Genomic DNA, 437 nt, shown 5'->3' on the forward strand with positions numbered 1-437 from the left:
GTGGTGGATGACGTCGAGCATTTCGCGGGCCTGGCGTTCCATCGCCTCGGCTTCGGTGAGAATGGCTGCGCTCATGGTCGGTGTCCTCACTTCTCAGTGGCACGGTCAGCGCCGTACTGGGCGCCGTCGTCGTAGATCGGGTCGGCGGGCGTGTCGGTGGGGATCTGGGCGTCGGGGTCGGGGCCGTAGGTGGCGCCGTCGTCGTAGATGTCGCTCATGGTCGGTGTCCTCATTTCTCGTCGGCCGGGTCGGCGAGTTCCTGGCGCTCGATCTCCACACACGAATCCCACTCCTCACTGCCGTAGTGGTGGGAATAGGAGGACCAGGCGCGGAACCGTGCTTGGTAGTTGCCTGGCGTGATGGGACCGCCATCCGGGCTCTCGAAGTTCTCGAACCCGAAGTTGCCGATCTCGTCGGCCATGGAGCACGCGTAAGAC

The 437-nt window shown here is 64.8% G+C and carries 2 protein-coding genes; both read right to left on the reverse strand.

Features of this window, described 5'->3' with window-relative positions:
- Positions 1-86: 86 nt before the first annotated feature.
- Positions 87-218 (reverse strand): hypothetical protein, encoded by a 132-nt coding sequence (locus OO69_RS53675; RefSeq protein ID WP_267885251.1) that lies wholly within the window; start codon positions 216-218, stop codon positions 87-89.
- 11 nt (positions 219-229) lie between these two features.
- On the reverse strand, positions 230-437 hold a 208-nt coding region (locus OO69_RS48255), incomplete at its 5' end, for a hypothetical protein (protein ID WP_234444725.1).

The sequence above is a fragment of the Streptomyces sp. NRRL F-525 genome (genome assembly GCF_000716605.1).
Classification (GTDB): Bacteria; Actinomycetota; Actinomycetes; order Streptomycetales; family Streptomycetaceae; genus Streptomyces.

What these genes read in the sequence shown, in the direction of transcription:
- OO69_RS53675 (WP_267885251.1), bottom strand. Translation starts at nt 218, where the DNA reads ATGAGCGACATCTACGACGACGGCGCCACCTACGGCCCCGACCCCGAC.